19 protein-coding genes are annotated in these 24,639 nt (G+C 73.9%); 11 read left to right on the top strand and 8 right to left on the bottom strand.

All coding sequences use genetic code 11. From position 1 onward, the window contains the following. Positions 1-70: 70 nt before the first annotated feature. Positions 71-496 carry a hypothetical protein gene (locus ACY0MR_RS23605; RefSeq protein WP_404082638.1) on the bottom strand — a complete coding sequence of 142 codons (426 nt, stop codon included), beginning with the start codon at positions 494-496 and terminating at the stop codon, positions 71-73. A 138-nt stretch (positions 497-634) separates the two neighbouring features. After that, entirely contained in the window at positions 635-4,441 is a 3,807-nt protein-coding gene (locus ACY0MR_RS23600; protein ID WP_473555173.1) for an ABC transporter ATP-binding protein, read from the bottom strand. Positions 4,442-4,634: 193 nt separating this feature from the next. Here ACY0MR_RS23600 and ACY0MR_RS23595 point away from each other — a divergent pair, with 193 nt between their 5' ends. Then, positions 4,635-5,009, top strand: coding sequence for a hypothetical protein (locus ACY0MR_RS23595; protein WP_388798543.1), 375 nt, complete (start codon positions 4,635-4,637; stop codon positions 5,007-5,009). Between the two features lie 132 nt (positions 5,010-5,141). Here the strand turns inward: ACY0MR_RS23595 and ACY0MR_RS23590 are convergent, their stop codons facing one another. From ACY0MR_RS23590 to ACY0MR_RS23580, 3 genes are all read right to left on the bottom strand, one after another. Beyond that, complete coding sequence (locus ACY0MR_RS23590; protein WP_403313412.1) at positions 5,142-6,824, bottom strand: thiamine pyrophosphate-binding protein; 1,683 nt, start codon at positions 6,822-6,824, stop codon at positions 5,142-5,144. Between the two features lie 118 nt (positions 6,825-6,942). Next, a complete protein-coding gene (speB, locus tag ACY0MR_RS23585; RefSeq protein ID WP_361862199.1) occupies positions 6,943-7,920 on the bottom strand; it encodes an agmatinase in 978 nt (325 codons plus the stop codon). A gap of 78 nt (positions 7,921-7,998) precedes the next feature. Beyond that, entirely contained in the window at positions 7,999-9,477 is a 1,479-nt protein-coding gene (locus ACY0MR_RS23580; protein WP_392863605.1) for a sodium:solute symporter family protein, read from the bottom strand. 160 nt (positions 9,478-9,637) lie between these two features. On the opposite strand from ACY0MR_RS23580, the gene ACY0MR_RS23575 reads away from it, so the two are divergent. Beyond that, positions 9,638-11,152 (top strand): PucR family transcriptional regulator ligand-binding domain-containing protein, encoded by a 1,515-nt coding sequence (locus ACY0MR_RS23575; RefSeq protein WP_473555170.1) that lies wholly within the window; start codon positions 9,638-9,640, stop codon positions 11,150-11,152. Positions 11,153-11,216: 64 nt separating this feature from the next. Here ACY0MR_RS23575 and ACY0MR_RS23570 read toward each other — a convergent pair whose 3' ends face one another. Beyond that, positions 11,217-11,822, bottom strand: a complete 606-nt coding sequence (locus tag ACY0MR_RS23570) for a hypothetical protein (protein ID WP_388798533.1) — start codon at positions 11,820-11,822, stop codon at positions 11,217-11,219. 164 nt (positions 11,823-11,986) lie between these two features. Here ACY0MR_RS23570 and ACY0MR_RS23565 point away from each other — a divergent pair, with 164 nt between their 5' ends. The 4 genes from ACY0MR_RS23565 to ACY0MR_RS23550 all read left to right on the top strand — a co-directional run bounded on the left by ACY0MR_RS23565 (position 11,987) and on the right by ACY0MR_RS23550 (position 16,336). Further along, positions 11,987-13,249: a helix-turn-helix domain-containing protein gene (locus tag ACY0MR_RS23565; RefSeq protein ID WP_473555168.1), complete on the top strand. Its 1,263-nt coding sequence runs from the start codon at positions 11,987-11,989 to the stop codon at positions 13,247-13,249. A 76-nt stretch (positions 13,250-13,325) separates the two neighbouring features. Next, entirely contained in the window at positions 13,326-14,483 is a 1,158-nt protein-coding gene (locus ACY0MR_RS23560) for an acyl-CoA dehydrogenase family protein (RefSeq protein ID WP_361852018.1), read from the top strand. After that, positions 14,484-15,356: an acyl-CoA thioesterase gene (locus ACY0MR_RS23555; RefSeq protein WP_392863608.1), complete on the top strand. Its 873-nt coding sequence runs from the start codon at positions 14,484-14,486 to the stop codon at positions 15,354-15,356. Between the two features lie 20 nt (positions 15,357-15,376). Beyond that, positions 15,377-16,336 carry a cation diffusion facilitator family transporter gene (locus ACY0MR_RS23550; RefSeq protein WP_473555165.1) on the top strand — a complete coding sequence of 320 codons (960 nt, stop codon included), beginning with the start codon at positions 15,377-15,379 and terminating at the stop codon, positions 16,334-16,336. Positions 16,337-16,383: 47 nt separating this feature from the next. Here the strand turns inward: ACY0MR_RS23550 and ACY0MR_RS23545 are convergent, their stop codons facing one another. Both ACY0MR_RS23545 and ACY0MR_RS23540 read right to left on the bottom strand, forming a co-directional pair. Further along, the gene (locus ACY0MR_RS23545; RefSeq protein WP_392204288.1) at positions 16,384-17,157 is read right to left on the bottom strand and encodes a phosphatase; all 774 of its coding nucleotides are present in this window, start codon (positions 17,155-17,157) and stop codon (positions 16,384-16,386) included. Between the two features lie 77 nt (positions 17,158-17,234). Continuing rightward, positions 17,235-17,837 (bottom strand): SACE_7040 family transcriptional regulator, encoded by a 603-nt coding sequence (locus tag ACY0MR_RS23540; protein ID WP_388798520.1) that lies wholly within the window; start codon positions 17,835-17,837, stop codon positions 17,235-17,237. An 87-nt stretch (positions 17,838-17,924) separates the two neighbouring features. On the opposite strand from ACY0MR_RS23540, the gene ACY0MR_RS23535 reads away from it, so the two are divergent. The 5 genes from ACY0MR_RS23535 to ACY0MR_RS23515 all read left to right on the top strand — a co-directional run bounded on the left by ACY0MR_RS23535 (position 17,925) and on the right by ACY0MR_RS23515 (position 24,549). Continuing rightward, entirely contained in the window at positions 17,925-19,532 is a 1,608-nt protein-coding gene (locus tag ACY0MR_RS23535) for a carboxyl transferase domain-containing protein (protein WP_388798518.1), read from the top strand. Positions 19,533-19,548: 16 nt separating this feature from the next. Continuing rightward, positions 19,549-21,474 (top strand): ATP-binding protein, encoded by a 1,926-nt coding sequence (locus ACY0MR_RS23530; RefSeq protein ID WP_473555162.1) that lies wholly within the window; start codon positions 19,549-19,551, stop codon positions 21,472-21,474. Continuing rightward, a complete protein-coding gene (locus ACY0MR_RS23525; RefSeq protein ID WP_388798513.1) occupies positions 21,471-22,400 on the top strand; it encodes a hydroxymethylglutaryl-CoA lyase in 930 nt (309 codons plus the stop codon). The genes ACY0MR_RS23530 and ACY0MR_RS23525 overlap by 4 nt, the downstream gene beginning before the upstream one ends. 8 nt (positions 22,401-22,408) lie before the next feature. Then, positions 22,409-23,569: an acyl-CoA dehydrogenase family protein gene (locus tag ACY0MR_RS23520; RefSeq protein WP_388798510.1), complete on the top strand. Its 1,161-nt coding sequence runs from the start codon at positions 22,409-22,411 to the stop codon at positions 23,567-23,569. Positions 23,570-23,688: 119 nt separating this feature from the next. Then, on the top strand, positions 23,689-24,549 hold the full coding sequence (locus tag ACY0MR_RS23515) for a siderophore-interacting protein (RefSeq protein ID WP_388798507.1): 861 nt from the start codon (positions 23,689-23,691) through the stop codon (positions 24,547-24,549). The last annotated feature ends 90 nt before the right edge of the window (positions 24,550-24,639 follow it).

The following is a 24,639-nucleotide window of genomic DNA, read 5'->3' as shown; positions in this document are numbered from 1 at the left end:
GCGAACCTAGCGGGGGCAACGTGCGGACCGCCAGACCCAGTTGATCCTTACCCTTGGACTTTCCTGTACATCAGCACAGGATCCAGCCCACGGACGTACCCCTCCCGGCCACCGAACCGCTCGCCCGGACACAGCGGTTGAGGGCGTGGACGGTGACGGGGCCGGCCTGCCGCGCGAACCGGCCTGCCTGGACGGCGGGCCGGCCGCCGCGCGGCTGCAGCGAGACGGCCATCGGACGGCGGGCGCCGGGGCGCTTGGCGACGGTGACCGCGCAGGCGTAGTGCCGGGTGCGGTAGAGCCGGAGCTCGCCGGTAGCGAAGGTGATCGTGCGGGCGGGGCGGCCCTGGCAGACGGAGACCGCGTCGGCGGTGCCGGCGCCGGCCCCGGGGACGAGGGTGTCCGGGGTCAGGACAAGCACGAGGGCCGCGAGGAGCGGCGCGAGCACCCGGGCGAGCAGCCGCGGGCCACGTCGTGCCTGCTGCGTGTCCGTGGCCATGCGTTCCCCTCCCGAGTGGATCGGCGTACGGGCGTACGACGCACCCCGGCGCGGAATGGTTGCCTCCGCCCCTCGTCCGGCGGGCACACGCGGCCCGGGAGATCCCCGCGGGTGCTCGCCCGCGGGGTCTCCGGGTGCTCAGACCCGCTCCGGCTCCCCCTCGTCGGCGGTCTCGCCGATGAAGGTCCGCCACAGCGTCGCGTAGCGGCCGTCCAGGGCGAGGAGCTCCTCGTGGGTGCCGTCCTCCGCGACCCGGCCGTGGTCCATGACGACGACCCGGTCGGCGCGGGCGGCGGTGGTCAGCCGGTGGGCGACGATCAGGGTGGTGCGCCCGCCGGGGCCCTCGGCGGGCGCGCCGGCCGGGGGCACCCCGCCGGACCGGCGTCCGGAGAGGCGGTCGGTGGCGTGGTTGACCTGGGCCTCGGTGGCCAGGTCGAGGGCCGCGGTGGCCTCGTCGAGGAGCAGGATGTCCGGGTCGACGAGTTCGGCGCGGGCGAGGGCGATGAGCTGGCGCTGGCCCGCGGACAGGTTCCGGCCCCGCTCGGCGACCTCGTGGAGGTAGCCGCCGTCGAGGGTGGCGATCATGTCGTGGGCGCCGACCGCCCGGGCCGCCGCCTCCACCTCCGCGTCCGTCGCCTCGGGACGGCCGTACGCGATGGCGTCGCGGACCGTGCCGGCGAAGAGGTAGGCCTCCTGCGGGACGACGCCGAGGCGGTGCCGGTACGCGGTGAGGTCGAGGTCGCGCAGGTCGGTGCCGTCGGCGGTGACCCGGCCGGCCGTCGGGTCGTAGAACCGGGCGACCAGCTTGACCAGGGTGGACTTCCCGGCGCCGGTCTCGCCGACGAACGCGACGGTCTGACCGGCCGGGATGCGCAGGTCGATGCCGGTGAGGGCGGTCTCCTCCTTCGGGGCGCCGTCCTCGCCGCCGTAGGCGAAGGACACGTCCTCGAAGGCGATCTCGCCGCGCAGCGACAGCACGTCCAGGGGCGCGGGCGCGGCGGCCGTCGACGTCGGCTCCTGGAGGAGCTCCTGCATCCGCTTGAGCGAGACGGCGGCCTGCTGGTAGCCGTCGAAGACCTGCGAGAGCTGCTGCACGGGGGCGAAGAACAGGTCGATGTAGAGGAGGTAGGCGACCAGCGCGCCGGTGGTGAGCGTGCCGCCGTCGATGCGGTTCGCCCCGACGATCATGACGGCCGCGGCGGCCACCGAGGACAGCAGGGTGACGAACGGGAAGTAGACGGAGATCAGCCACTGGCCGCGGACGCGGGCCTCGCGGTAGTGGTCGCTGCGCTCGGCGAACCGGGCCGCTCCGGACTCCTCGCGGCGGAAGGCCTGCACGATCCGGAGGCCGGAGACGGACTCCTGGAGGTCGGCGTTGACGACGCTGATCCGCTCGCGGGCCAGCTCGTACGCCTTCACGCTGGAGCGGCGGAAGAAGTACGTGGCGACCGCGAGGACCGGCAGGGTCGCGAAGACCACCAGGGCGAGCTGGAGGTCGAGCACGAGCAGCGCGACCATGATCCCGAAGAAGGTCACCACGGAGACGAAGGCGGTGACCAGGCCCGTCTGCAGGAACGTCGACAGGGCGTCCACGTCCGTGGTCATCCGGGTCATGATCCGGCCGGTCAGCTCGCGCTCGTAGTAGTCCAGGCCCAGCCGCTGGAGCTGGGCGAAGATCTTCAGGCGCAGCGCGTAGAGGACCCGTTCGCCGGTGCGGCCGGTCATCCGGGTCTCCGCGGTCTGCGCGACCCACTGCACGAGCACGGTGACCAGGGCGAGCGCGGAGGCCGCCCAGACGGCGCCGATCGCGAGCCGGTTCACGCCCTCGTCGATGCCGTGCCGGATGAGGACCGGCAGCAGCAGGCCGGCGCCGGCGTCCACGGCGACCAGGCCGAGGCTGATGAGCAGCGGGACGCCGAACCCGCGGAGCAGCCGGCGCAGGCCGTAGCTGTCCTCGGGCGAGACGGCGCGGGCCTCGTCGATGCCGGGGGTGTCGGTGGCGGGCGGCAGGGCCTCGACGGCCGCGAGCAGCTCGGGGGTGGCTCCGGGGGCGTCGCTCTCCCGCTCGGCCGCCTCGTCGCGCACCCACAGGGTGGGGGTGATGCCGCGCTCGGCGTCGAACTCGGCGTCCAGTTCGGCCCGCAGGGTGCGGTCCTCGGGCGGCTCGACCGGGGTGGGGTGGCCCGGGGAGACGGCGCCCAGCTCGTCCGGGTCGGTGAGCAGGCGGCGGAAGAGCGGGGAGCGCTCCTCCAGCTCGGCGTAGGTGCCGAGGTCGGCGAGCCGGCCGCCCTCCAGGACGGCGATGCGGTCGGCGAGGCCGAGGGTGGAACGGCGGTGGGCGATGAGCAGGGTGGTGCGGCCCGCCATCACCGCCTTCAGGGCCTCGTGGATCTCGTGCTCGACCTTGGCGTCGACGGCGGAGGTGGCGTCGTCGAGGAGGAGGAGCCGCGGGTCGGTGAGGATCGCGCGGGCCAGGGCGACGCGCTGGCGCTGGCCGCCGGAGAGGGTGAGCCCGTGCTCGCCGACCCGGGTGTCGTACCCCTCGGGAAGCTCGGCGATGAAGCGGTCCGCCTGCGCGGCGCGGGCGGCGGCCTCGATCTGCTCCTGCGTGGCGTCCGGCAGGCCGTACGCGATGTTGGCGCGGACCGTGTCGGAGAAGAGGAAGGAGTCCTCGGGGACGAGGCCGATCGCGGCGCGCAGCGAGTCCAGGGTGAGCTCGCGGACGTCGTGGCCGCCGACCAGGACGGCGCCGTGGTCGACGTCGTAGAAGCGCGGGAGGAGGAGGGACAGGGTGGACTTGCCGGAACCGGAGGCTCCGACGACGGCGACGGTCTCGCCGGCCCCGATCTCCAGCGAGAAGCCGTCGAGGACGGGACGGGTCCGGCCGTCGGCGGCCTCGTAGGCGAAGGACACGTCGTCGAACTCGACGGTGGCGGGCGCGTCGGCGGGCAGCTCCTTGCCCCCGTCCGTGACGAGCGGCTCGGTGTCGACGAGGTCGAGGACCCGCTCGACGCCGGCGCGGGCCTGCTGGGCGACGGTGAGGACCATCGCGAGCATGCGGACCGGGCCGACCAGGGAGGCCAGGTAGGCGGAGAAGGCGACGAAGGTGCCGAGGGTGATCTGGCCGCGGTAGGCGAGCCAGCCGCCCAGGGCGAGGACGGCGACCTGGCCGAGGGCGGGGACGGCCTGCAGGGCCGGGGTGTAGCGCGAGTTCAGCCGGACGGTCCGCAGCCGGCCGGCGAACAGCTTCCGTCCGGCCTCGCGGATCTTGCCGGTCTCCTGGTCCTCCTGGCCGAAGCCCTTCACGACCCGGACGCCGCTCACGGCCCCGTCGACGACTCCGGCGACGAGGGCGGCCTGCTGCTGGGCGTGCCAGGTGGCGGGGTGGAGGCGGGTGCGGCTGCGCTTGGCGATGACCCAGAGGGCCGGGGCGACGGCGAGTGCGACGAGGGTCAGCGGCAGGGACAGCCAGGCCATGACGCCCAGCGAGATGAGGAAGAGGAGGACGTTCCCGATGGTCATCGGGAGCATGAACAGCAGGCCCTGGATGAGCTGGAGGTCGCTGGTGGCCCGCCCGATGACCTGCCCCGTGGACAGTTCGTCCTGCCGTCGCCCGTCGAGCCGGGTGATGGTGGCGTACATGTCGGTGCGCAGGTCGTGCTGGACGTCGAGGGCGAGGCGGCCGCCGTAGTACCGGCGGACGTAGGTCAGGGCGTAGACGAGGGCGGCGGCCCCGATGAGGAGGCCGGTCCAGACGGCGAGGTCCCGGGTCTTCGCCCCGATGACGTCGTCGATGATCACCTTGGTGACCAGTGGGACGAGGGCGAGGACGGCCATGCCGGCCAGCGAGGACCCGAGCGCGAGGACGGTGTTCGCCTTGTACCGCCATGCGTACCCGGCGAGCCTGCGCGCCCAGCCCTGTTGTTTCTCCCCGACCGCCGCCACGAGTGGCCTCCCGTTCCGTCCTGCTCTACCGGAAGGCCCAACACGGCTGGACTGCGATTTCATCCCGCCGCAACAAACCGGCGCGCGGATGCGTCCGCGAGCCCCGGGGTGCGGGAAGGGGTGCGGTGGTGGGTAGGGAACCCGGCGGGCCGTCCTCGGGCCGGCCCCGGGTGTCCGGGAGAAGAGGTGGTACGTGGCACGGGTCGAGGACGGGATGCCGTACGCGTGGGGGCAGCTGTACGCGGCGCTGCTCGCGGTCGGGGGGCTGGCCAGGGCCGGGCGGGTGCTGCCCGCGGAGGCCCGGCAGCTGGAGCGGACGGCGGGCAACCCCCGCAACGTCTGCTGGCGGCTGCTGGGCGAGGCCGGGCAGCAGGCGTTCCTGGCGCGTGAGCGCGGCGGGGTCGTCGCCGAGGCGGCGGCGGCCGTGATGGCCGACGCGGTCCGGCTGCTGCCGGCGCGGCGGGTGTCCCGGGACGGCTTGCGGCAGGACGAGGCGGCGGCGTTCCGGCAGGGGTACGAGGAGCGGCTCGCCGCCTACCGGAAGGAGTGGGAGGGGCTCGTCGGGTGAGCGGCTCGCGGCCGAGCGGGTGAGCGGCCGCGGCGGCCCGGCCCGGATCCGGTGGTGGGCCGGGCGGCCCCGCCCGGGTCGGGCGGGGCCGCCGGGGCGGCGCCGTCGGCTCCGTCAGCGCAGTCGGCGCCGTCAGAGGTGCGTCGGTTCGAACATCCTGAGGAGGGCGGGGAGGACGACGACCGAGGGGCCCGGGGCGGCGAGCGCCTTCGCGAGGTCCGCCGCCAGGTTCTCCGGGGTCGTCGAGGTCGCCGGGACGCCGAAGGACTCCGCGAGGGCCACGAAGTCGGGCCGGGACAGCTCCGTGCCCGTCGCCTCGCCGAACGCGCCCGTCATGTACTCGCGCAGGATGCCGTAGCCGCCGTCGTCGACGATCAGCCACGTCACGTCGAGGCCGTACTGCCGCGCCGTCGCCAGCTCGGCGATCGAGTACATCGCGCCGCCGTCGCCGGACACCGCGAGCACCGGCCCGCTCGGGTCGGCCGCCGCCGCGCCGAGCGCCGCGGGGAAGGCGTAGCCGAGGCCGCCCGCGCCCTGCGCGGAGTGCATCGTGTTCGGGTGCCGGGCGTCGAAGGCCGACCACGCCCAGTACGCCAGGATCGTCATGTCCCAGAAGCTCGGGGAGCGAGCGGGGAGCGCCTCCCGCACCGCCGCGACGATCTGCTGCTCCAGGTCCAGGCCCTGCGCCGCGATCCGGTCGCGGACCTTCTTCAGGACGGCCGAGACCCGCTCGGGAGCGGTGGCGTCCCGGCGCTCCTCCACCGTCTCCAGGAGGGCCTGGAGCGCGAGCCGGGCGTCCGCGTGGATGCCGAGCGCGGGGTGGTTGGACTCCAGCTTCCCGGCGTCCGCCTCGATCTGGATCACCCGGCCGCGCGGCGCGAAGGTGTGGTAGTTCGAGGACAGCTCGCCGAGCCCGGAGCCGACGACGAGCAGGACGTCGGCGTCCTCCAGGAAGTCGGTGGTGTGGCGGTCCTCCAGCCAGGACTGGAGCGAGAGCGGGTGCTCCCAGGGGAACGCGCCCTTGCCGCCGAAGGTCGTCACGACGGGGATGTCGAGCCGCTCGGCGAGCGCGAGGAGCTTGCCCGAGGCGTCGGAGCGGACGACTCCGCCGCCCGCGATGATCGCCGGGCGCTCGGCGTTCGCCAGGAGGTGGGCGGCGACCGCGGTCAGCTCGGGACGCGGGGCGATGTCCTCGGGCGTCGCGTCCATGGCCGTCACGACCGGCAGGGTGGTCTCCGCGAGGAGCACGTCCTGCGGGATCTCGACCCAGACGGGGCCGTGCGGGGCGGTGAGCGCCGACTCCCAGGCCGCGGCGATGGCGGACGGGATCTGGGACTGCGTACGGACCGTGTGGACGGACTTCACGACGTCCCGGAAGGAGGCCTGCTGGTCGCGCAGCTCGTGGAGGTAGCCGTGCCGGCCGCCGCCGAGGCCGGCCGCCGGGATCTGGCTGCCGATCGCGAGGACGGGCGCGGAGGCGGCGGCGGCCTCCTGGAGCGCGGCGAGCGACATGAGGGCGCCGGGGCCGGTGGAGAGCAGCAGCGGGGCCGCCTCGCCGGTGATGCGGCCGTAGGCGTCGGCGGCGAAGCCCGCGTTGTTCTCGACGCGGAGGCCCACGTACCGGAGGGAGGAGCGGCGCAGGGCGTCGAACATGCCCAGGGCGTGCTGGCCGGGGAGGCCGAAGACGGTGGTGGCGCCGAGGCCGGTGAGGGTCTCGACGACGAGGTCGCCGCCGTTCCGCCCGGCGGGCGGGTTGAGCGCGGCGGTCGTCTGCGCCTCCGTGGGCCGGAGTACCAGGTCGTGGTCGTGGGTCATGGCGTCCCTCTGGGCGTGGCGTGGTCGGTCGGATGCGGCCCGGCGGGTCGGGGGTGTGCCGTGCGTTCCGCCGGGGAGTGCCCCGGGCGGAAGGTACACGGCACACCCCCGGCGGGTGCTACTGCGCGGCGCGGCTCTCGGCGATCTGGCGGGACATGATCGTCGTCAGCTCGTACGCGGTGTGGGAGGCGGCGACCGCGGTGATCTCGGCGTGGTCGTAGGCCGGGGCGACCTCGACGACGTCCGCCGACACCAGGTTGCAGGAGGAGAGGCCGCGGAGGATCTCCAGGAGCTCGCGGGAGGTCATGCCGCCCGCCTCCGGGGTGCCGGTGCCGGGGGCGTGGGCCGGGTCGAGGCAGTCGATGTCGATGGAGATGTACAGCGGGCGGTCGCCGATGCGCTGGCGGAGCTGGTCGGCGACCTCGTCGGCGCCGCGGCGGTAGATGTCGGCCGAGGTGACGATGCCGAAGCCCATCTTCTCGTCGTCGGTGAGGTCCTGCTTGCCGTACAGCGGGCCGCGGGTGCCGACGTGGGAGAGCGCCTCGGTGTCGAGGATGCCCTCCTCGACGGCGCGGCGGAACGGGGTGCCGTGGGTGTACTCGGCGCCGAAGTACGTGTCCCAGGTGTCGAGGTGCGCGTCGAAGTGGAGCAGGGCGACGGGGCCGTGCTTCTTGGCGACGGAGCGGAGCAGGGGCAGCGCGATGGTGTGGTCGCCGCCGAGGGTCATCATGCGTGCGCCGGAGTTCAGCAGCTCGTCCGCGGCGGCCTCGACGGTCTCGACGGCCTCGTTGATGTTGAACGGGTTGGCGGCGATGTCGCCGGCGTCCGCGACCTGGGCGAGGGCGAACGGGGAGGCGTCCTGCGCCGGGTTGTAGGGGCGCAGCAGGCGGGAGGCCTCGCGGATGGCGTTGCCGCCGAAGCGGGCGCCGGGGCGGTACGAGACGCCGCTGTCGAAGGGGACGCCGACCACGGCGATGTCGGCGGTGCCGACCTCGTCGAGCCGCGGCAGCCGGGCGAACGTCGCGGGACCGGCGTACCGCGGGATGCGGGACGAGTCGATCGGGCCGCGCGGGGTGTTCTGGTCGCTGCTGCTCATGGTCGGGTCCTCCTGGGTGTTTCGGTGGGGTCCGGCCGGGGCCCGGGTCTCGGGGCCCCGGCCGGGGGTCTCGGTGCGTCAGCCGGTCGCGGCGGCCGGCACGGTCTCCGGCGTCGCGTCGGCCTCGGGGGTCTCCCGGCCCGCGAGGCGGGCGCGCCAGTGCGCGAGCACGGCGGCGTCCGTCGGGCGGGTGGCCAGGGAAACGATCACATAAGCGGCAAGGGATGCCAACAAACCATAGTAAACAGGCTCATTTGCAAGGATTCCGTAAGCCCACATCAGGCCGATGACGGCCAGTCCGCCGACGGCGACCGCGGCGAGCGCGCCCTGGACCGTGCCGCGGCGCCAGAGCAGCCCGCCGAGGATCGGCACGAGCAGCCCGCCGACCAGCAGGTTGTAGGCGACGGTGAGGGCCTGGACGACGTCGTTGAGGGCGATGGCGATGAGGATGACGGCGACGCCCATGATCAGGATGAAGGCGCGGTTGCCCTTCACCTCGTCGTGGTCGTCCGCCCCGGTGGCGCCGGATCCGCCCCGCAGCCGCGACCAGATGTCGTTGTTGGCGACGGTGGCGCAGGCGATCAGCGCGCCGGAGGAGGTCGACATCACGGCGGCGAGGGCGGCGGCGAGGACGAGGCCCCGGACGCCCATCGGCAGCTCGTCCTTGACGATGGTGGCGAAGGCGTCGTCCGCGCTCGGCAGCTTCGGGTAGAGCACCTTCGCCGCGGTGCCGATGACGGCGCCGGCGAGGGCGTAGGCGAGGCAGTAGGTGCCGGCGACGGTGCCGCCCCACCGGGCGACCTTGTCGGTGCGCGCGGTGAAGACCCGCTGCCAGATGTCCTGGCCGATGAGCATGCCGAAGGTGTAGATCAGCACGTAGGTGAAGATCGTCTCGCCGCCGATGCCGAGGGGCTCGAAGTACGAGGGGGGCAGCGCCGCCTTCATCTCGGCGAAGCCGCCGGCCTTGACGACGGCGATCGGCAGCAGCAGGAGCAGCACGCCGATGGTCTTCACCACGAACTGCACCATGTCGGTGAGGGTGATCGACCACATGCCGCCGAGCGTCGAGTAGGCGACGACGATGGTGCCGCCGAGGACGATCGCGAGGGTCCTCGGCAGGTCGAAGAGGACGTCGAAGATCGTCGCGTAGGCGATGGTCGAGGTGACCGCGAGCATCAGCGTGTACGCCCACATGACGACGCCCGAGATGACGCCGGCCCGGCCGCCGTAGCGCAGGTCGAGCATCTCGGAGACGGTGTAGACCTTCAGCCGGGCGATCCGGGCGGAGAAGAACACGCTCAGCGCGAGCAGGCCGAGGCCGATGGCGAAGACCATCCAGGCCCCCGAGAGGCCGTACTTGTAGCCGAGGCCGACACCGCCGATGGTCGAGGCGCCGCCGAGGACGATGGCGGCCATCGTGCCGGAGTACATCCAGGGTCCGAGGCGCCGGCCCGCGACCAGGAACTCACTCTTGGACTTGGCGCGGCGCATGCCCCACCAGCCCATCGCGAGCATGCCGGCCAGGTACAGGGCTATCACTGCGTAGTCGACGGCCATGCGGCCTCCTTCGTTCACCTCGGTGGCGTGTCGTGCAGGGGAGAGACCGGAAGCTGGTCGCGGGGACATCCGCCCGTACCCGCGGCCTCCGGATGCCATGACAGTAGGTGGCCGGAAAGCGACGTTGAAGTGTACGTTTCCTCCACCGACCGGGCGGGGGATGTACGAAGGATCCATGGCCATGACCTCCGCCGAGCCCACCCCCACCCCTCCCGCGCCGCCCGTCCCGCTCACCGCGCTGCTCGCCCGGCGGGACCTCGGGCTGCGGCTGCTCGCCGGGCCGGAGGACGTCCCGATCCACTGGGTGCACACCTCGGAGATGGCCGACCCGTACCCGTACCTCCTCGGCGGTGAGCTCCTCATGACGGCGGGGGTCCTGCTCGCCGACCCGGCGCACTACGTGGCGCGGGTGGTGGAGGCGGGGGCGGCGGCGCTCGCCTTCGGCGTGACCCCGGTGTACGACACGGTCCCGGCGGAACTCGTCGAGGCCTGCGCCCGGCACGGGCTGCCGCTGGTCGAGGTGCCGCCGAGGACACCGTTCACCGCGGTGGCGCGGGCGCTGTGGCGGCTGATGGCGGAGGCCCGGCTGCACGAGCTCCGCCGGGTGACGGAGGCGCAGCAGTCCCTGGCGGCGGCCGCGGCCCGGCCGGCCCCCGTCCCGGCGGTGCTCGGCGCGCTCGCCTCCCGGCTCGGCGGGCGGGCGGCGCTCTTCGCGGCGGACGGCACGGAGTCGGCGGCGGCCGGCCGGGAGGTGCCGGCGGAGGCGGCGCGCGCCCTGCGGGACCTCGTGGGCGTCCTGGGGCCGCGTCCCGGCGGACCCGCCTCGGCGAGCGGCGACGGCGGCGGGCTCCAGCTGGCCGCGTACGCGCTCGGCGGCGGGGACGGGCTGACGCTCGGGGTGGCGACGGAGCGGCGCGGCCCCGGGGACCACACGGTCGCGGGGGTCGCGGTCGTCCTGCTGTCCCTGCTGACGGCCCCGCACCGGGGCGCGGAGGCGGCCGTACGGGACGGGGCCCTGGTCCGGCTGCTGCTGGGCGCGGCCCCGCCGGAGATCGCGGAGACGCTGGGCGCGGGTCCGTGGACGGTGGTGCACGCGGCGGGCGGCGACGGCACCCCCTTCGCGGCGGCCTCGCTGGCCGCGGCACTGGGGACCCCGCTGGTGGACGCGGGCGAGGCCGGCGGAGGGACCGGCCGGGCGGACGCCGTGGAGGCGGGCGGCGGCCGGCGTGACGGCACCCCCGTGACCGTCCGCCTGCTGCTGCCCGCCTCCACGCCCGTCACCGAGCAGCCCGGCTGGACCCTCGGGGTCGCCGCGCCCGCCGCGGCCGACGAGCTCGCCGCGGCCGACGCGCAGGCCGCCCGCGCCCTGCGCCGGGCGGAGGCCGTCCGGGCGCCCCTGGTCCGGCACCGCCCGGGCGGACTCGCCGCCCTGGTGGACCCGGACGAGGCCGCCGCCCACGCCCGCGCCCTGCTCGGCCCCCTCACGGAACCGCTCGGGGAGACCCTGCGCACCTGGCTGTCGCTGCACGGCAGCTGGGACCGGACGGCGGTGGCCCTGGAGGTGCACCGCAACACCGTCCGCCAGCGCATCGCCCGCTGCGCGGCGCTCCTCGACCGGGACCTGGACGACCCGGACGTGCGGATGGAGCTGTGGTTCGCGCTCGGGTCCCGCTGAGGCGCGGGGCGGCGCGGGGCCGTGCCGGGCGCTCGGGAGAGCGCCCGGATCAGTGGCCCCCGGATCAGTAGAGCTTGTTCACGGCCGTCTTCGTCGTCGTCTTGAAGGCGGTCAGCGGGGCGTCCTTCAGGTCGCCCATCTGGCCCCAGCGGACGAAGGTGACGGTCCGGCCGTCGCGGCCCACCGAGAAGAGGTGGATGTCGGTGCTGCCGATCTGCGGGTCGGCGGTGTCCAGGCTGTAGACCCAGGCGCCCTCCTCGACGGCGACCTTGCCGTGGGCGGCGCTGACGGCCTTCAGGCCCGGGTTCTGCTGCTGGAGCAGGGGGCCGCAGCCGGCGAGGGACTTGCGCAGGGTGTCGACCAGCTTCACGGCGTCGGCCTCGGTGCGGGCGACGTTGGTGATCTGGACGCCGTTGGTGTCGAGCTCGGTGCTGAACTCGCGGTAGCGGGAGTTCTGCGCCGGGATCTTGTACGGGGCGCAGAGGGCGCCGCCGTTCTCCGGGACGCCGGTGAAGACCTGGGTGGCGGTCCACGGGGTCGCCGACGGCGGCATCTGGGAGGCGGCGAGGAAGGCGGGCTGCGCGGCGGCCTGCGCCGGGCCCGTGGCGAGGGCCGCGAGGCCCAGGGCGGTGGCGGCGGCGGTGGCCAGTGCGGTGCGGAGCTTGTTCATGGTGGTGGATCCCCCGTCGGGTGGTTCGGTCAGTGCTCCACCAGCGTCGGGTCCGGCGCCCGCCGGCCGCAACGGTGGCACGCCCGCCCTCCGTCCCGGAACCATTCCACCCCCGCTGACGTGCAAGGACGTGAAGGGTGGGACGCAGGGTCGAGGGGGATGGAATGCCGAAGGACGCCGCCGTCGAGGAGTTCGCGGGGCTCGTGCGCGCGCTGAAGGCGCGGGACGGGAGGAGTTACGAGGCACTGGGCCGGCGGCTGAGCGTCAGCGCCTCCACCCTCCACCGCTACTGCTCCGGCGCGACCGTCCCGGAGGAGTTCGCCGTGGTCGAGCGCCTCGCCCTGCTGTGCGGCGCGGACGAGGAGGAGCGGCGGGCCCTGGAGGCGGCCTGGACCCGCGCGGACGACGCCCGCCGCCCGCCGGTGCCGGAACCCCGCGGGGAGCCCGCGCCGCAGACGCGCACGGAGCCGACGGCGGCACCGCGCCCCGCGCCCGGCCCGGAGCGCGCACCGAGCCCCGAGCCCGAACCGAGCCAGGAGCCCGGACCCGGCCCCGGGCTCGCGCCCGGGCACGGGCCGGCCCCGGCGCCCGCGGCGGCCCCGGAGGCGGCGCCCGCACCCGAGCTGGACCCCGTGCACGCGCGCGTGCCGGACCTCCCGTCGGAGCGGCGGAGGCGCCGCTGGGGGTGGCCGGGCGTGCTCGGCGGGGCGCTGGCGGTCGCCGGGACGCTGGCGCTCGGAGCCGTACTCCTGCCCGGCAAGGACCCCGGGCGGCCCGCCGCACCGCCGGCGCCGCTCACGTGGACGGTCGCCTCCGACCTCTGGGAGAACGGCTGCGGGCACACCTACCTCGCACGGCGGACGCCCCCTCCCCCGCCGGAGGCCGCCGACGCGCGGAGCTGGGCGGCGGCGCAGGGGGCCGTGGACGGCGGGAGGACGCTCGTGCGGGTGTCGGTGCAGGGGAAGGGCACGGCGGCCGTGGTGCTCCAGGCGCTGCACGTGCGGGTGGTCGAGCGGGGCGCCCCGCTGCCGTGGACGGCGTACCGGATGGACGACGGGTGCGGCGGGGCGGTGACGCCGCGCCGCTTCGAGGTGGACCTGGACCGGCCGCGGCCGGTGGCGCGGGCACGGGACGGGTACGACGCCTCCGGGCAGGAGGGCCGGACGCTCCCCGCGGTCTCCTTCCCGTACGCGGTCAGCGTCGGCGAGCCGGAGGAGCTGCTGGTCTCGGCGGGGACGGCGCGCTGCGACTGCCGCTGGTACCTGGAGCTGGAGTGGAGCTCGGAGGGGCGCCGGGGCACGGTGAGGATCGGGGACGAGGACGGCGCGCCCTTCCGTACGAGCGGGGCGAAGGGCCGGCCCGTGTACGGGTACGACTCCGCGGGGCGGGCCTGGATCACAGGCGAGGACTCTGGACAGGGCGGGTGACTGCTGGGTAACTTCGTTGACGACAGACTGAGCAAGCGCTTAGACAACTGGGCCCGCACACCGGAGGAGCCGCACCGTGCGCCGTACCGTATTCAACGAGGACCACGAGGCGTTCCGGGAGACCATCCGCGCCTTCATCGAGGCCGAGGTCGTGCCGGTCTACGACGAGTGGTTCGCGGCCGGCCAGGCGCCGCGCGAGTTCTACGACAAGCTCGGCGAGCTGGGCGTCTTCGGCATCAACGTGCCCGAGGAGTTCGGCGGCGCGGGCCTGGACACCCACAAGTTCGAGGCCGTCCTCTACGAGGAGACCTCGCGCGCGGGCGTGCAGTTCGGCGGCTCCGGCGTCCACGTGCTGCTCGCCCTGCCGTACATCAAGATGCTCGCCACCGGCGACCAGAAGAAGCGCTACCTGCCGAAGTTCGTCACCGGCGAGGAGATGTGGGCCCTCGCGATGACCGAGCCGGGCACCGGCTCCGACGTCGCGGGCATGAAGACCACCGCCAAGCTCTCCGAGGACGGCACGCACTACGTCCTCAACGGCGCGAAGACCTTCATCACCGGCGGCGTCCACGCCGACCGCGTGATCGTCTGCGCCCGCACCTCCGCCCCGACGGCCGAGGACCGCCGCTTCGGCATCTCCCTCTTCGCCGTGGACACGAAGTCCGAGGGCTACTCCATCGGCCGCAAGCTGGACAAGCTCGGCCTGCGCACCTCGGACACGGCCGAGCTGGCCTTCGTCGACGTCAAGGTGCCCGTCGAGGACCTCCTCGGCGAGGAGGGCAAGGGCTTCTCCTACCTCGGCCACAACCTGGCCTCCGAGCGCTGGGGCATCGCCTTCGGCGCGTACGCCCAGGCCAAGGCCGCCGTCCGGTTCGCCAAGGAGTACGTGCAGGACCGCACCGTCTTCGGCAAGCCGGTCGCCCACTTCCAGAACACCAAGTTCGAGCTGGCCGCCTGCCAGGCCGAGGTCGACGCCGCCGAGGCGGTCGCCGACCGCGCCCTGGAGGCCCTGGACGCGGGCGAGCTGTCCCCGGCCGAGGCCGCGAGCGCCAAGCTCTTCTGCACCGAGGTCGCGCACCGCGTCATCGACCGCTGCCTCCAGCTGCACGGCGGCTACGGCTACATGAACGAGTACCCGATCGCCCGCCTGTACGCCGACAACCGCGTCAACCGCATCTACGGCGGCACCAGCGAGATCATGAAGTCGATCATCGCCAAGTCGATGGGCCTGTAAGTGCCCCACGCCCCCACGGCGCTGGATGGCCTGCTCGATCTGCTCGACCTGGAGCGGATCGAGCGGGACATCTTCCGGGGCGAGTCCCGCTCCGCGCTCGTCCCGCGCGTCTTCGGCGGCCAGGTGGCCGCCCAGGCCCTGGTGGCGGCCGGCCGGACTGTTCCCGACGACCGCCCGGCGCACTCGCTCCACGCGTACTTCCTCCGCCCCGGGGACCCGGGCGCGCCGATCGTCTACACGGTCGACCGGATCCGCGACGGACGCTCCTTCACCACCCGGCGGGTCGTCGCCGTCCAGCACGGGCAGCCGATCTTCCACCTCTCGGCGTCGTTCCAGACGTACGAGGAGGGACTCGACCACCAGGCCGACATGCCGGCCGCGCCGGACCCCGAGTCGCTGCCCACCCCGGCCGAGATGCTGCCCCGCCACCTCCCGCGCGAGGTCGCGGACCGGCTGATCGAGGCCCGCGCGGCCGTCGACCTCCGCTACGCCGAGGTCCCCCCGTGGGGCTCCGTCGGCGAACCGCGCGAGCCGCGCTCCCAGGTCTGGTTCCGCACCAACGGCAAGCTGGCCGACGACCCCCTGCTCCACGTCGTCCTCGCCACGTACGTCTCCGACATGACGCTGCTCGACTCCGTCCTGCTCGCGCACGGGCGGGGCGGCTGGGCCGTCGGGGACGTCGTCGGGGCGTCCCTGGACCACGCGATGTGGTTCCACCGGCCCTTCCGGGCCGACGAATGGCTCCTGTACGACCAGGAGTCGCCCACCGCGTCCGGCGGACGCGGCCTGGGCCAGGCGCGGATCTACACCCAGGACGGCCGGCTCGCCATCTCGGTCATCCAGGAGGGTGTCGTTCGCGTTCCGCGCGGCTGACCGGACATAACGTCCCGTCCATGGCGGAACAGGGCGAGAGCACGTTCACGGTGATCGTGGCGGCGGTGGCGAATCTGGGGATCGCCGCCGCCAAGGCCGTCGCCGGCATCGTCAGCGGGTCCAGCGCGATGCTGTCGGAGGCCGCCCACTCGGTCGCCGACACCGTCACCGAGGTCATGCTGCTCACCGCGCTGAAGCGGAGCGACAAGCCGGCCGACGAGGACCACCCGGTGGGCTACGCGGGCGAACGCTACGTCTGGGCGCTGCTCGCGGCCGTGGCCACGTTCGTGGGCGGCGCGGTCTTCTCGGTCTACGACGGCGTCCACACCCTCACCCACGGCGAGGAGGTGGGCGACCCGCTCCTCTCCTACATCGTGCTCGGCATCGCCTTCGTCCTGGAGGGCTTCTCGCTGCGGACCGGCGTCCGGCAGATGCGGGCCGAGGCCGCGCGGTCCCGGATCCCCTTCGCCCGCTACCTCCGCGTCACCCCCGACACCACGGTGAAGGCGGTGGTCATGGAGGACTCCGCCGCCCTGGCCGGCCTGATGCTGGCGGCCGGCGGTCTCCTCGGCGTGCAGATCACCGGCTCCAGCGTCTGGGACGGCGTCGCGTCGATCCTCATCGGCCTGCTGCTGGTCTACGTCGCCTGGGTGCTGGGCCGCTCCAACGCCGAACTCCTCGTCGGCCGGCCGCTCCCCCGGCACGTGCGGACCGAGATCCGCGAGGAGCTGCTCTCGGTCCCGCACATCGTGTCCGTCCTCGACCTGACGACGCTCATCCAGGGGCCGGGCGAGGTGCTGGTCGCGGCGAAGGTCGACTTCCGCGACGTGGCGTCGGCGGCGCAGGTCGAGTGGGCGTGCGAGGACGCCGAGTCCCAGCTCCGGGAGCGCTTCCCCTCGATCCGCCGGGTGTACCTGGACCCGACGCCGGGCACGGCGCAGCGCCGCGCCGGACGGCCTTCCGATCCGGGCACGGCCTGACCTCGGCGCGGGGCGTTCCCGTCACCGGGGGCGGATGTTCCCGGCCGTCAGAGGAGCCCCGCCGCGTTCAGCGTGTACGCCGTCATCGGCTCGTAGAAGCGCGGGTCGAGGACGTGGTCGTCCAGCGGGATCGTGACCTGCATCGTGCCCTCCGCCTCGCCGATGAAGAGGGCGGGGTCGTTGCAGTCGGCGTAGCCGACGGAGTCGATGCCCCGCTGGCCCGCGCGCCCGGCCCAGCCGTGGTCCGCGACGACCAGGTCGGGGCGGCCGTCCTCGCCGAGCGCGTCGAGGATCGCGTTCATGGGCTCCGGCGAGTGGGTGTGCCAGAGGCTCGCGCCGCGCTCGAAGACGGCGACGTCGGCGAACTGCACGACGTACCCCTCGTCGGCGACGAGCCCGCCGGGGATCTTCACGATGTCGCATCCCCGGGCCCGCAGGGCCGCGGCGACCTTGCCGTGCACGTCGATCAGCGCGCCGGGGTGGCCGGTGGCGAAGAGGACCCGCTCCCGGCCGTCGGCGGCCTTGCGCAGCCGGGCGGCCATCCGCTCCAGGCCGTCGACGGTGAGCTCGGGGTCGATGGTGTCCTGGCCGGTCCGGTGGGCCGGGTCGTCGATCACGCCGCAGCGCTCGGCCATCACGGCGAGCACGTCCTGCTCGTCGGTCCAGCGGTCGCCGAGCTCCAGGCCGAGCCAGTAGTGCCGGTCGCCGTTGGCGAGCTTGCGGTAGTGGGAGAGGTTGTTGTCGCGCGGGGTGGCGACGTCTCCCGCGATCCGGCTGCGGACGAGGTGCTCGACGAGGGCGGGGCGGCTGAGTATCGGCATGGGGTTCATTCTGGACGACGGCCCGTCGTCGTGGGCAATCGTTCCGCCCCGTGGACCCGGCGGAACCGGGGCGCCGCTCAGCCTCCGAGCGCCCCGAAGGCCCCGTGCGCGAGGCGTCTGAGGAGGTCCTCCATGGGCCGGCGGCCCACGGCGTCGAGGTGCGGCGTCGAGTTGAGCAGGCCGAACACCGCGTGGACCGCCGTCCGCGACTCCGACTCCCCCGCGTCCGGGTACAGCTCGCGCACCACCGCCACCCAGAGCTCGACGTACTGGCGCTGGAGCTGCCGGACCCGCTTGCGGTCCTCGTCCTTGAGCCGGTCCAGCTCGCGGTCGTGGAGGGTGATCAGCGGCCGGTCGTCGAGGGCGAAGTCGATGTGGCCGTCGATGAGGGCGCCGAGCAGGGCCTCGGGGTCGCCGGTGGTCTCGCCGACCCGCAGCCGGCCGCCGTCGAGGAGCCGCTCGCTGATGCCGACGAGGAGCTCGGCGAGCATCGCGTCCTTGCCGGGGAAGTGGCGGTAGAGGCCGGGGCCGCTGATGCCGACGGCCGCTCCTATCTCGTCCACGCCCACGCCGTGGAACCCGCGCTCGGCGAAGAGGCGGGCGGCCTCCTTGAGGATCTGCTCGCGCCGCGTCGGGGCATCGGTCCTGCCGGTGGCGGTCCGGGTCGGGGTGGTGGTCATGGATTCGATTCTAGACAACCCGGTTAGCGGTCGTTAACCTGAACGCCATACGTTAACGCTCATTAACCGAGCAAGGGAGCTCGAGGGATGCAGCAGGCACCTGTGCTGGCGAGTGCGGCGGACCCCGCCTCGCCGGCCTGGCAGGCGAACGAGGCGGCGCACCACGAGCTGGCGGCCGTCCTGCGCGCCAAGCTCGCGGAGGCGGCGCTGGGCGGCGGTGAGAGGTCCCGGGCCCGGCACACCGCGCGCGGGAAGCTGCTGCCGAGGGACCGGGTGGACACCCTGCTCGACCCCGGTTCGCCCTTCCTGGAGCTGGCCCCGCTCGCGGCGAACGGGATGTACGGCGACGCCGCCCCGGCGGCCGGCGTCATCGCGGGCATCGGCCGGGTCTCGGGCCGCGAGTGCGTGATCGTCGCCAACGACGCCACGGTCAAGGGCGGCACGTACTACCCGATGACGGTGAAGAAGCACCTGCGGGCCCAGGAGGTGGCGCTGGAGAACCGTCTCCCCTGCCTCTACCTGGTCGACTCGGGCGGCGCGTTCCTGCCGATGCAGGACGAGGTCTTCCCCGACCGGGAGCACTTCGGCCGGATCTTCTACAACCAGGCCCGGATGTCCGGCGCGGGCATCCCGCAGATCGCGGCCGTCCTCGGCTCGTGCACGGCCGGCGGCGCGTACGTGCCGGCGATGAGCGACGAGGCGGTGATCGTGCGGAACCAGGGCACGATCTTCCTCGGCGGTCCGCCGCTGGTGAAGGCGGCGACCGGTGAGGTCGTGACGGCGGAGGAGCTAGGCGGCGGCGAGGTCCACTCGCGGATCTCCGGCGTCACCGACCACCTCGCCGAGGACGACGCCCACGCCCTCCGGATCGTGCGGAACATCGTCGCGACGCTGCCCGGGCGCGGCCCGCTGCCGTGGTCGGTCGAGCCGGTCGAGGAGCCGAAGGTGGACCCGGCCGGGCTGTACGGCGCGGTGCCGGTGGACTCCCGTACCCCGTACGACGTGCGCGAGGTCATCGCCCGGGTCGTGGACGGCTCCCGCTTCCAGGAGTTCAAGTCCGAGTACGGGCAGACGCTGATCACCGGCTTCGCCCGGATCCACGGGCACCCGGTCGGCATCGTCGCCAACAACGGCATCCTGTTCGCCGAGTCCGCCCAGAAGGGCGCCCACTTCATCGAGCTGTGCGACCAGCGCGGCATCCCGCTGGTCTTCCTGCAGAACATCACGGGCTTCATGGTCGGCAAGGCGTACGAGCACGGCGGCATCGCCAAGCACGGCGCGAAGATGGTCACGGCCGTGGCCACCACCCGAGTCCCCAAGCTCACGGTCGTCGTCGGCGGTTCGTACGGCGCGGGCAACTACTCGATGTGCGGCCGGGCGTACTCGCCGCGCTTCCTGTGGATGTGGCCGAACGCCAAGATCTCGGTCATGGGCGGCGAGCAGGCCGCCTCCGTCCTCGCGACCGTCAAGCGCGACCAGCTCGGCGACGGGTGGAGCGCGGAGGACGAGGAGGCCTTCAAGGCCCCGATCCGCGAGCAGTACGAGACCCAGGGCAGCGCCTACTACGCGAGCGCCCGGCTCTGGGACGACGGGGTCATCGACCCGCTGGAGACCCGGCAGGTCCTCGGACTCGCCCTGACCGCCTGTGCCAACGCGCCCCTGGGAGACCCCCAGTTCGGCGTCTTCCGGATGTGAGGGTGTGAGGACGTCCATGTTCGACACAGTGCTCGTCGCGAACCGCGGCGAGATCGCGGTGCGGGTCATCCGCACCCTGCGGGCGCTCGGTGTGCGTTCGGTCGCGGTGTACAGCGACGCGGACGCCGACGCCCGGCACGTGCGGGAGGCGGACACGGCGGTGCGGATCGGCCCGCCGCCGGCCTCGGAGTCGTACCTGTCGGCGGAGGCGCTCGTCGACGCGGCCCGCAGGACGGGCGCGCAGGCGGTGCACCCCGGGTACGGATTCCTCGCGGAGAACGCCGGGTTCGCGCAGGCCTGCGCGGACGCGGGGCTCGTCTTCATCGGCCCGCCCGCCGCGGCCATCTCCCTGATGGGCGACAAGATCACGGCGAAGGAGACGGTGAAGGCGGCGGGCGTCCCCGTCGTCCCCGGCGCGGCCGACCCCGAACTGGAGGCCGCGGCGCGCGAGCTGGGCGCGCCGGTGCTCCTCAAGCCGAGCGCGGGCGGCGGCGGCAAGGGGATGCGGCTGGTCCGCGACCTGTCGGTGCTGACGGAGGAGATCGCCTCCGCGCGCCGCGAGGCCCGCGCGTCCTTCGGGGACGACACCCTCCTGGTGGAGCGGTGGATCGACCGGCCCCGGCACATCGAGATCCAGGTCCTGGCGGACGCCCACGGGAACGTGGTCCACCTGGGCGAGCGCGAGTGCTCGCTCCAGCGCCGGCACCAGAAGATCATCGAGGAGGCGCCGAGCGTCCTGCTCACCCCGGAGATCCGGGCGTCGATGGGCGCGGCGGCGGTCGAGGCGGCGCGGTCCTGCGGGTACGTGGGGGCGGGCACGGTCGAGTTCATCGTCCCGGGCGGCGACCCGTCCTCGTACTACTTCATGGAGATGAACACCCGCCTCCAGGTCGAGCACCCGGTCACCGAGCTGATCACCGGCGTGGACCTGGTGGAGTGGCAGCTGAGGGTGGCGGCGGGCGAGCCGCTCCCCTTCGCGCAGGAGGACGTCACCCTCACCGGCTGGGCGATCGAGGCGCGGATCTGCGCCGAGGACCCGTCCCGGGGCTTCCTGCCCTCGGGCGGTACGGTCCTGGCCCTGAACGAGCCCTCGGGCGACGGGGTCCGCACGGACTCGGGCCTCTCGGAGGGAACGGAGGTCTCGTCCCTGTACGACCCGATGCTCTCGAAGGTGATCGTCCACGCCGAGGACCGTGCGACGGCCCTGCGCCGGCTGCGCGCGGCCCTGGCGGACACGGTGACCCTGGGCGTCCCGACCAACGCGGGCTTCCTGCGTCGTCTGCTCGCGCACCCGGACGTGGTCTCGGGCGCCCTGGACACGGGGCTGGTGGAGCGGGACGCGGAGAGCCTGGTCCCGGCGGGCGTCCCGGCGGAGGTGTACGCGGCGGCGGCCGCCGTGCGCCTCGCCGAGCTGGCCCCGGCGGCGTGGGACGGCTGGACCGACCCGTTCTCGGTGCCGAGCGGCTGGCGTCTGGGCGGCAGCCCGGCCCCGCTCCCCTTCCCCGTGCGGGTGGCGGGCCACGAGCCCGTCCCGGCCGAGGCGCCGGCCGGCGCCCGCGTGACCGCCACCTCGGTGGCGGTCACGGTGGACGGCGTCGTCCACCGCTTCCACCGGACGGGTGACTGGCTCGGGCGGGACGGCGACTCCTGGCACGTCATGGACCACGACCCGGTGGCCGCAGCGCTCTCCGGCGCCCGGCTCGGGGGCGCCGACACGCTCGCCGCCCCGATGCCCGGGACCGTGACCGTGGTCAAGGTGGCCGTCGGCGACGAGGTCGAGGCCGGGCAGAGCCTGCTGGTCGTGGAGGCGATGAAGATGGAGCACGTCATCTCCGCCCCGCACGCCGGCACCGTCACCGAGCTGGACGTCACGCCCGGTTCGACCGTCGCCATGGACCAGGTGCTGGCCGTGGTGACGCCCCGCGAGGAGGAGGACGCGTGAGTCTGCCGATGACCGTGGTGGACCCGTCGCTGCCCGCCCGGGTGCGGATCCACGAGGTGGGGGCCCGGGACGGGCTGCAGAACGAGAAGACGGCCGTCCCGACCGGGGTGAAGGCCGAGTTCGTCCGGCGGCTCGCCGCCGCCGGACTCGGCACGATCGAGGCGACCAGCTTCGTGCACCCCACGTGGGTGCCCCAGCTGGCCGACGCCGAGGATCTGTTCCCGCTGGTCCGCGATCTGCCCGTCCGGCTCCCGGTGCTCGTGCCGAACGAGCGCGGCCTCGACCGCGCCCTGGCCCTCGGGGCCCGCGAGGTGGCGGTGTTCGCCTCGGCGACCGAGTCCTTCGCCAAGGCCAACCTGAACCGGACGGTGGACGAGGCGCTCGCGATGTTCGCGCCGACGGTCACCCGGGCCATAGAGTCCGGCCTCAAGGTCCGCGGCTATCTCTCGATGTGCTTCGGCGACCCCTGGGAGGGCGCCGTCCCGATCGAGCAGGTGGTCCGCGTCACCAAGGCCCTCGCCGAGATGGGCTGCGACGAGCTGAGCCTCGGGGACACCATCGGCGTGGCCACCCCGGGGCACGTCCAGGCGCTGCTGACCGCGCTGTCCGAGGCCGGTGTCCCGGTCTCCCGCCTCGCCGTGCACTTCCACGACACCTACGGCCAGGCCCTGTCGAACACCCTGGCCGCCCTCCGCCACGGAGTGACCACCGTCGACGCCTCCGCCGGCGGCCTGGGCGGCTGCCCGTACGCGAAGAGCGCGACCGGAAATCTCGCCACCGAGGACCTCGTGTGGATGCTCGACGGCCTCGGCATCGAGACCGGGGTCGATCTGGCCGCCCTCACCGCCACGAGCGTGTGGATGGCCGAACAGCTGGGCCGCCCCAGCCCCTCCCGTACCGTCCGCGCCCTCTCCCACAAGGAGTGACGAAAGACATGTCCCTCGACCACCGGCTCTCCGCAGAGCACGAGGAACTCCGCCGTACCGTCGAGGCGTTCGCGCACGACGTCGTGGCGCCGAAGATCGGCGACTACTACGAGCGGCACGAGTTCCCGTACGAGATCGTCCGCGAGATGGGCCGCATGGGCCTGTTCGGGCTGCCGTTCCCCGAGGAGTACGGCGGCATGGGCGGCGACTACCTGGCGCTCGGCATCGCCCTGGAGGAGCTGGCCCGGGTCGACTCCTCCGTGGCCATCACCCTGGAGGCGGGCGTCTCGCTCGGCGCGATGCCGGTGTACCTCTTCGGTACGGACGAGCAGAAGCGGGAGTGGCTGCCGCGGCTCTGCGCGGGCGAGCTGCTGGGCGCCTTCGGCCTCACCGAGCCGGGCGCCGGCTCGGACGCGGGCGGCACCCGGACCACGGCCGTGCGGGACGGCGACCACTGGGTGATCAACGGGTCGAAGTGCTTCATCACCAACTCCGGTACGGACATCACGGGTCTGGTGACGGTGACGGCGGTCACCGGCCGCAAGCCCGACGGCCGTCCGCTGATCTCCTCGATCATCGTCCCGTCCGGCACCCCCGGCTTCACCGTGGCCGCGCCCTACTCGAAGGTCGGCTGGAACGCCTCGGACACCCGGGAGCTGTCCTTCGACGACGTGCGCGTCCCGGTGGAGAACCTGCTGGGCGAGGAGGGCCGCGGGTACGCGCAGTTCCTGCGGATCCTGGACGAGGGCCGGGTCGCGATCGCGGCGCTGGCGACGGGTCTGGCGCAGGGCTGTGTCGACGAGTCGGTGAAGTACGCGAAGGAACGTCACGCCTTCGGCCGCCCGATCGGTGACAACCAGGCCATCCAGTTCAAGATCGCCGACATGGAGATGCGGGCGCACATGGCCCGGATCGGCTGGCGGGACGCGGCCTCGCGGCTGGTCCACGGCCAGACGTTCAAGAAGGAGGCGGCGATCGCGAAGCTGTACTCCTCGACGGTCGCCGTCGACAACGCCCGCGAGGCGACCCAGATCCACGGCGGCTACGGCTTCATGAACGAGTACCCGGTGGCCCGGATGTGGCGCGACTCGAAGATCCTGGAGATCGGCGAGGGCACGAGCGAGGTCCAGCGCATGCTGATCGCCCGGGAGTTGGGCCTCCAGGGCTGATCGGCACCGGCCGGCCGTACGAGGGCGGCCGGGCGTGGACGGAGGGTCCGCCGCCCCGAGGGGGTGGCGGGCCCTCCCCCCTTACCGGCGCTTATGAGGTTAGGCTAACCTATGTTCTCATGACGACGCCTGAGACCGCCCCCTTCCAGTTCTTCCGCCTGCGGGTGGACCGGACCCGGCGGCTCGGCCCCTCCCTGGTCCGCGTCACCTTCACCGGCGACGAGCTGAAGGGCTTCGCCGCCGGCGGCCGCGACCAGTCGCTCTCCCTCTTCCTGCCGCACCCCGGCCAGGACGCCCCGGTCCTGCCGCCGCTGGACGGCGGGGACATGTACGCGATCCTCGGCGCCTGGCGCGCGATGCCCGACGACGTGCGGGCCGTGATGCGCTCGTACACCGTCCGCGAGCAGCGCACCGAACAGGAGCACGGCGAGAACGCCGTCGACATCGACTTCGCGCTCCACGAGGACGGCGGCCCCGCCTGCCGCTGGGCCGGGCGGGCCGCCCCCGGAGACCGGGTGGTCGTCCTGGGCCCGGCGGTCGCCGAGAACACCGCCGTCCGCTTCCGACTGCCCGAGGACGCCGACTCCGTCCTCCTCTGGGCGGACGAGACGGCCCTTCCGGCCGCCTCGGCGATCCTGGAGTGGCTGCCGGCCGGGACCCGCGCGCAGGTGTTCCTGGAGGTGCCCCACTCCGGCGACCGCGCCGAACTCGCCACCCGGGCCGACGCCGCCGTCACCTGGCTCGTGCGCGAGGAGGGCGCGCCGTCCGCCGTGGACGCGGTGCGCGGGGTCGAACTGCCCGGGGCGGCGCCGTACGTGTGGATCGCGGGCGAGTCGGGCGCGGTGAAGGCGCTGCGTCGCCACTTCGTGCGGGACCGCGAACTCGACCGGCGCCGGGTGACGTTCGTCGGCTACTGGCGCAAGGGGCTCTCCGAGGACGCGCTGCGCGAGGTTCCGGACGAGACCCAGGAAGACGTGTAGCCGTTCGCTTTACCGACGTTCCGGACACTCCGGGCGTGACGTACGTCAACTCCTGTGACCCATGAGGGGCGAGGGGCCGTTGCGGTGGAA

The sequence above is a fragment of the Streptomyces sp. JN8 genome, assembly GCF_055808075.1.
This window is presented reverse-complemented; position numbering and strand designations above follow the sequence as displayed.